Origin of the sequence: Mesorhizobium sp. M7A.F.Ca.CA.004.04.2.1 (assembly GCF_004022825.1) — a bacterium.
In the GTDB taxonomy this organism is placed as follows: domain Bacteria; phylum Pseudomonadota; class Alphaproteobacteria; order Rhizobiales; family Rhizobiaceae; genus Mesorhizobium.
In genome coordinates this window covers 1-6,456 of record NZ_RZPH01000251.1, presented here as the reverse complement: position 1 = coordinate 6,456, position 6,456 = coordinate 1, and the positions used below count along the sequence as shown (strand labels likewise).

Genomic DNA, 6,456 nt, shown 5'->3' with positions numbered 1-6,456 from the left:
CATCTCGACTGTTCCGGCAGCTTTTCCTGGTGCCGTTGCAGCGGCCCCTGCCACGCTGCCACACGATCATGCACTTTGATCTGAATCGCCTTCTGCATACGCGTCATGCCGGTCAGCGCCCTGCCGCCAAAACGCTCTTCGAGCGAGGCGAGGCGCATGACGGTTTCGGTCAACAGCAGATCGAGATGCTCGACGACGGGTTTCAGCCGAAGCATCAGGCCCGTGTCGACGACGTCTTGGCTGGTCGCGCCGAAATGCACTTTCTGGCCATGCGGTTCGCCGACCGCCGCCCTGATCTGGCGCACCAACTCCGGCACCATGACGCCGTCTTTGGCGACCCCGGCTCGCAGCAGAGCCGTGTTCGGCCGGAACGTGCCAAGCGCCGCCACGATCGCTGCCTCGGCATCTTTGGAGATTATCCCGTTATCGGCCTCCGCTTGCGACAGCGCCTGTTCAAAGGCCAACATGGCCTCGATTTCCGCCTCGACGGAAAAATGCCTCGCCGCTTCTTCGTCGCCGAGAAGAGCGGAGAGCAGCGGATGGTCGAAAGGCGATACAGTCATGTCACAGGCCTCCTGAGCATCAGCTGTCGAAGAAGACCGTTTCCTTCTCCCCCTGGAGATGGACGTCGAAGACATACATATCGCCTTGGCGCTCGGCGATCAGCGTCGGCACGCGAAGGCGGTGCTCGACCCGCGCAAAGATCGGATCTTCAGCATTGGCCTTTTCCTCATCGGAAAAATACAGTCTTGTGTGCAGGCCGAGATTGATGCCGCGGGCGACGATCCAGAGCGTGATATGCGGCGCCATCAGGCGACCATCGTTGAACGGGACGCGGCCAGGCTTGATCGTCTCGAACGCACACAGGCCGGTGTCCATGTCGGTCGGGCAACGGCCCCAGCCGAAGAAGTTGGGATCGGCCGTGCCGCGCGGTTCTGCCGGCGAATTGTAGAGCCCGTCGGCATCCGCCTGCCAGATCTCGATCAGCGCATCCTTGAGCGGCGTGCCGGTGCCGTCGAGCACCCGGATGCGCAGGCCGATGCGCTCGCCCTTGGTCTTGTCGTTGACCATGGTCGCGCCGAGGTCGGTCGGGTAGACGCCGCCGATGCCACCGAAATTGGGCGTCAGCCCGATATGAACGTAGGGTCCGGCGGTCTGCGAGGGGCTCTCCCTGAGCCGGTCGAGCGACTGGGCCATCAATTGCCCTCCAGCCTGTTTTCGAACCGCGACGCGCGGCGCCCGCGCAGAACGATGTCGAACTTGTAGGCGCGCGCGTCGAAGGGGATCGTCGCTTGCATGTCGAGCGTTGCGATCAGCGTCTCAATGGCCGCCTTGTCGGGGATGCCGCGCACGATCGGGCAGCGCCAGATCAGCGGATCGCCCTCGAAATACATTTGCGTGATCAGCCGCTGCGCAAAGCCGTGGCCAAAGACAGAGAAATGGATGTGCGAAGGCCGCCAGTCGTTCGGCCCGTTCGGCCAGGGATAGGGACCGGGCTTGACGGTACGAAACGCATAGAAGCCATCCTCGCCTGTAATAGTTCGGCCACAACCGCCAAAATTCGGATCGAGTGGCGCCAGATAGCCATCCCTCTTATGGCGATAGCGGCCACCGGCATTGGCCTGCCAGAACTCAAGCAGCGCGCCGGGCACGCCAACGCCGCGTTCGTCGAGCACCCGCCCATAGACGAGGATGCGCTCACCGAGCGCGCTCTCGCCGGGCCTGGCGAAATTGTGGATCAGGTCGGCGTCGAGTTCGCCGAGCATGGCGTGACCGAAGACCGGGCCTGCAATCTCCGATAGCGTGTTGTCGAACGACAGCGGCGCCTTTTGCGGTGAGCGCAGCACCGAGGTTTTATAGTTCGGCGTCAGAGCCGGCGGATGCCATGTCCGGTCGCGCTGGAAGAAGGCGCCGGTCTCGGGCCTCCGGGTCGAGCCGGACTCAGCGGGCATTCTGGCTCTCGTCCATTTCCGAAAACACCTCCTTGGCGATCTTGAAGGCACGGTTGGCGGCCGGCACGCCGGCATAGATGGCGACATGCAGGAACGCCTCGCAGATGTCGTCGCGCGACGCACCGGTGTTGGCGGTGGCGCGCACATGCATGGCGACCTCCTCATCATGGCCGAGTGCGGCCAGCAGCGCCAGCGTGACGATCGAACGCTCACGCTTGGTGAAGCCCGGCCGCGCCCACACGGTTCCCCAGGCAGCCTCGGTGATCAGCTCCTGGAAAGGCTGGTCGAAATCGGTGGCGGCGATTTCGGCCCGGTCGACATGCCGGTCGCCGAGTACCGAGCGCCGCACCGCAAGCCCCTTGCGATATCTGGCTGCGTCGCCGGGGGCTTCATCCATGGGTTGCTGTCCCAGGGGCAAGCGACGCGATAAAACTGCGGATCAGGGCGACCAGCGCTTCAGGTTGTTCGACGCAAGGAATGTGTCCGGCGTCGCGGATGATCTCGAAGCGCGCGGCGGGGATCAGCTCGGCCAGCGAGCGGACGAGATCGGGCGGCGTCGAGCCATCCTGGTCGCCCCCGACACAGAGTGTCGGCACCGCGATGCGGCGTGCGGCATCGGTGAAATCGGCATCGCGAACGGCAGCGCAGGTCCCGATGTAACCGGCGAGCGCTTGCCTGGTCATCATGTTCCTATAGCCGTCGAGCTCGGCCACACGCGCTGCGTGGAAGGCGGGGGTGAACCACATTTTGAGCACGCCATCGGCAATCGCCTGGATGCCCTTGCTTTCGACCGTTGCGATGCGTGTGTTCCAGCTGTCCGTCGTGCCGATCTTGTGCGCCGTGTCGCAAAGGATCAGGCCTTCGACGATTTCAGGTCGCCTGGCATAGAGCCCCTGCGCGATCATGCCGCCGACCGACAGGCCGCACAGCACGACTTTGCTCAATTCGAAATGATCGATGAGGGCCGAGAGATCATCGACATGATCGTCGATCGACCTGATGTCGCCGATGTCGGACAGCCCGTGACCGCGCTTGTCATAGACCAGCAGCGGCATTTCACCATCGAGCGCCGAGACAATTTCGTCCCAGATCCGGAAGTCGGTGCCCAGTGAATTGATGAATATGATAGGGCGCGCATTGCCGCTCGCCTTGATGTGGCGATGGTGCAGCGTGATGCCGCCGATGGTGAGGAATGGCACGGTTTCGGTCCTCCGCCCCCACATTGCACAAGGCGTTTGGTTCGGTAAAATGATATTTTGCGTCGTTTCATTAACTCATGGGTTATTAATTCATGTCCGAGAGCCGGATCCGGTTCCGCCATTTGCAGGCATTCCTGGAGGTCGCGCGGCAGGGAAGCGTGGCACGAGCGGCTGACTTGCTGCATGTCAGCCCGCCGGCAGTGACCAAGACATTGCGCGAGCTGGAAGGGGCGCTGGGGGTTGCGGTGGTCGAGCGCGACGGCCGTGGCATCCGACTGACGCGCATTGGCGAGATCTTTCTTCGCCATGCCGGAACGGCGATCACGGCACTCAAGCAAGGCGTCGATTCTGTCCGCCAGGACGGAGCGGTCAGCCGGCACCCGATCCGCATCGGTGCGCTGCCGACAGTGTCGGCGCGGGTGATACCGCTCGCCATGGGCCTGTTCCTCGAGGAGGACACAGGTGCGGCGATCAAGATCGTCACCGGCGAGAACGCCGTGCTGCTCGAACAGTTGCGCACCGGAGCGCTCGATCTCGTCGTCGGAAGGCTGGCGGCGCCGGAAAACATGACCGGCTTCTTCTTCGAGCACCTCTATTCTGAACCGGTGCTGTTCGTGGTGCGAGCCGGACATCCGCTGCTCGATCCGGGACAGGATGTGTTCGCACGGCTCGACGAATTCCCGATGCTGATGCCGACGCGGGAATCGGTCATCCGCCCCTTCGTCGACCGCCTGTTCATCACCAACGGCATGACGGCGCCGGCAACCGAGATCGAAACCGTTTCAGACTCCTTCGGCCGCGCCTTCCTGCGGCAAAGCAATGCCGTCTGGATCATTTCGGCTGGCGTCGTTGCCAATGAACTCGGCAGCGGCGCCTTCGTCGCCCTGCCGGTCAACACCGAGGAAACCAAGGGACCGGTCGGCCTGACCATGCGGACCGACACCGCGCCCTCGCCGGCCTTTTCCATCCTGCTGCAGACCATCCGCGAAGCGGCAAGGCAAAGCGGCTGATGCGTCAGGCTGTGCGGGATCGTCATCGGCAGAAGGCAGTCGGGTCGAGGTCGAAGACCCGTCCCGGATTGAGGATGTTTCTCGGGTCAAGCGCTGAGCGACGTCGTCCGTGTCCGTCGGCAATGTAAAACAGGACAATCGTCCTGTATCGATCACGATGGATCGTGATCGATACCGGAGAGTTGTCTTACTGAAGCTTGGCTTGCAGCGCGTTGACATCGTCGGTGGTCATTTCACCGTCCGTTGCCACCTTGCCGTCGACGATCTTCCACAGGCGGAACGGGCCGGTGATGTCGCCATATTTGTCGAAGGCGACAGGGCCGATGACACCTTCATAGCGGATCGGCTTGCCGTCCTTGATCAGGCCGAGCGCCTTGGCGAACTCTTCCTTGCCGGCAAAGATCGGCGTGCCGGCCGGATCGACGGCCTTGTACATCGCATCCTTGATCTTGGCCGGATCCTCAGAACCGGCAATGGCGATGGCCAGACCAACAATCGCGCCGGCGTCATAGGAGCGGTCGGCCGCCGGATTGGTCGGTTCGATGCCGGAGAATTCCTTGTAGTTCTTGGTGAAATACTCCGTCGAGGCCGTCGGGCTGGTGCCGGAGGACGTGCCGTAGGCTTCCTTCAGATAGTCGGCGCCGACGGACTCGATGAAATCAGGGCTGTTCATGCCGTCATTGAGCAGGAATTTCTGCACGCCGCCCTGCGAGATCCAGGTACGGGCGACCGTAGCGCCGTCGACCGGCGTGCTGACGAGGTAAAGACCGTCCGGTTCGCCGGCCATTGCCGCCGTGACTTCCGAGGCATAGCTCGACTGCTTCTCATTGTAGGGCGTGTCGGAGACGATGGTGCCGCCGAGCGCTTTGTAGGCACGTGAGAATTCGGCCACCATGTTGACGCCGAAATCGTTGTTGACATGGATGATCGACAGCTTCTTGAAACCCTTGTCGACGGCGTATTTGGCGGCGGCGACGCCCTGCAGCGCATCCGAGGTGATGGTGCGGAAGAAGATGCCGTTGGTCTTGCCGTCGCGGCCGAGCGCGGTCAGCGTCGGCGAGGACGAAGCCGGCGAGACCTGGACGATCTTGGCTGGTGCGGTGACCGAAGTCAGGATCGGGATCGACACCGAGGAGATGATGCCGCCGATGATGACCGGCACCTTCTTGACCTGAACCAGCTGGGTGGCGGCGTCAACGGCGACGTTGCCCTGGCTCTGGCTGTCGCGCGTGTCGGTGACGAGATCGCAGCCGCGCACACCGCCGGCTCCGTTGATGTCGCGGAAGGCCATCTCGACCGACTTGGCGCCGGCCTGGCCGTATTCGCCGGCCGGGCCGGTCAGCTCCATGACGAGGCCGACGGTGATCTTGCAATCGGCGGCTTGCGCAGCACCCGCCATCGTTACGAGGGCGAGCGCGGTGGTGAGTTGGAGTATCGTCTTTGTCATTGTTGTTCCCCTTTCGTTACTCGACTGTATTTGAATTCTGGAGCCTGTTCAGCGTTCCGGCACCTGCAGCCAGGTCTCATGCAGATGTCGCCATTCAACGCCGTTGGGCGCCGATGAACTGGTGGTGAAGACGGCACTGGACTGGCGGCGGCTGTGCTTGCCTGCGCGCAGCTGCGCTTCGACATAGAGGACGACGATGGTATCGGCGTCCTGCCAGCCGGGCCGGATGTCCTCGATCGAAATGGCAAAACCATCGTCGCAGGAAGCGCGGCTTGCGCGGACATGATCGATGACCGCTTCGCGGTCGAGGATCTGCCCGTCCGGCGCCACCATGCTGAGGTCTTTGCCCATGGCGCGTTCGAAGCGGCCGAAGTCCACCGTGTTGGCGCGCGCAGCGACGAACCAGTCGACGAAGAAGCGGTGCAGGTCGATGATTTCGGCGCTGGCGCGTGAAAACAGGGAGGGCTCGTCGCTCATTTCTTCCCCGCATTGAGGTTGTAGTGCATGATCGAGCCGTGACGGCCGTGACGGTCGCGCTCCAGCGTGTAGACGTCGCCCTCGAGACCGGTGCCTTGCGCGATGACAGCGGCAATCCGCGCCCGGTCTTCGGCGTCGAGCGCAACGTCCATGATCTTTGCATTGGCCAGCGCATGCGCCTGGTTGCGGGCGCCGACGATGACGGCCGCCACTTGCGGCTGCTCCAGCACCCAGGCGCTGGCGATGGTGGCGATGTCGACGCCGTGGCGGTCGCCAACGGCCTTCAGCGCCTGAAGCAGGTGCTGGAAAAGGCCCCAGCCGCCGAAATCGTCGATGATCAGCTTGTATTTCACCAGCGAGCGGTTTTCGAG

At 63.1% G+C, this 6,456-nt stretch carries 9 protein-coding genes; 1 reads left to right on the top strand and 8 read right to left on the bottom strand.

The features are described from left to right. The 5 genes from EN893_RS13675 to pcaD form a co-directional block, all read right to left on the bottom strand. Positions 1 to 563: lyase family protein (locus EN893_RS13675; protein ID WP_245490828.1), on the bottom strand; the 563-nt coding region annotated here is incomplete at its 3' end. Positions 564 to 582: 19 nt separating this feature from the next. After that, a complete protein-coding gene (gene pcaG, locus EN893_RS13670) occupies positions 583 to 1,197 on the bottom strand; it encodes a protocatechuate 3,4-dioxygenase subunit alpha (RefSeq protein WP_127266581.1) in 615 nt (204 codons plus the stop codon). Next, positions 1,197 to 1,952 (bottom strand): protocatechuate 3,4-dioxygenase subunit beta, encoded by a 756-nt coding sequence (gene pcaH / locus EN893_RS13665; protein ID WP_127266582.1) that lies wholly within the window; start codon positions 1,950 to 1,952, stop codon positions 1,197 to 1,199. The genes pcaG and pcaH overlap by 1 nt, the downstream gene beginning before the upstream one ends. Beyond that, positions 1,942 to 2,349, bottom strand: coding sequence for a 4-carboxymuconolactone decarboxylase (gene pcaC / locus EN893_RS13660; protein ID WP_127266583.1), 408 nt, complete (start codon positions 2,347 to 2,349; stop codon positions 1,942 to 1,944). The genes pcaH and pcaC overlap by 11 nt, the downstream gene beginning before the upstream one ends. Continuing rightward, complete coding sequence (pcaD, locus tag EN893_RS13655) at positions 2,342 to 3,151, bottom strand: 3-oxoadipate enol-lactonase (RefSeq protein WP_127266584.1); 810 nt, start codon at positions 3,149 to 3,151, stop codon at positions 2,342 to 2,344. The genes pcaC and pcaD overlap by 8 nt, the downstream gene beginning before the upstream one ends. 92 nt (positions 3,152 to 3,243) lie before the next feature. Here pcaD and pcaQ point away from each other — a divergent pair, with 92 nt between their 5' ends. Beyond that, positions 3,244 to 4,161 (top strand): pca operon transcription factor PcaQ, encoded by a 918-nt coding sequence (gene pcaQ, locus EN893_RS13650; RefSeq protein WP_127266585.1) that lies wholly within the window; start codon positions 3,244 to 3,246, stop codon positions 4,159 to 4,161. 187 nt (positions 4,162 to 4,348) lie between these two features. Here pcaQ and EN893_RS13645 read toward each other — a convergent pair whose 3' ends face one another. The 3 genes from EN893_RS13645 to EN893_RS13635 all read right to left on the bottom strand — a co-directional run. Next, the gene (locus EN893_RS13645; RefSeq protein ID WP_127266586.1) at positions 4,349 to 5,608 is read right to left on the bottom strand and encodes an ABC transporter substrate-binding protein; all 1,260 of its coding nucleotides are present in this window, start codon (positions 5,606 to 5,608) and stop codon (positions 4,349 to 4,351) included. Between the two features lie 48 nt (positions 5,609 to 5,656). After that, the gene (locus EN893_RS13640; RefSeq protein ID WP_127266587.1) at positions 5,657 to 6,085 is read right to left on the bottom strand and encodes a DUF4440 domain-containing protein; all 429 of its coding nucleotides are present in this window, start codon (positions 6,083 to 6,085) and stop codon (positions 5,657 to 5,659) included. Further along, on the bottom strand, positions 6,082 to 6,456 hold a 375-nt coding region (locus tag EN893_RS13635), incomplete at its 5' end, for an aldo/keto reductase (protein ID WP_206640116.1). The genes EN893_RS13635 and EN893_RS13640, both read right to left, overlap by 4 nt.

Excerpts from the sequence above, each read along its gene's own strand:
- pcaQ (WP_127266585.1), top strand. The coding sequence starts at position 3,244 with ATGTCCGAGAGCCGGATCCGGTTCCGCCATTTGCAGGCATTCCTGGAG.
- EN893_RS13645 (WP_127266586.1), bottom strand. The coding sequence starts at position 5,608 with ATGACAAAGACGATACTCCAACTCACCACCGCGCTCGCCCTCGTAACG.
- EN893_RS13640 (WP_127266587.1), bottom strand. The coding sequence starts at position 6,085 with ATGAGCGACGAGCCCTCCCTGTTTTCACGCGCCAGCGCCGAAATCATC.
- pcaH (WP_127266582.1), bottom strand. The coding sequence starts at position 1,952 with ATGCCCGCTGAGTCCGGCTCGACCCGGAGGCCCGAGACCGGCGCCTTC.
- pcaG (WP_127266581.1), bottom strand. The coding sequence starts at position 1,197 with ATGGCCCAGTCGCTCGACCGGCTCAGGGAGAGCCCCTCGCAGACCGCC.
- pcaC (WP_127266583.1), bottom strand. The coding sequence starts at position 2,349 with ATGGATGAAGCCCCCGGCGACGCAGCCAGATATCGCAAGGGGCTTGCG.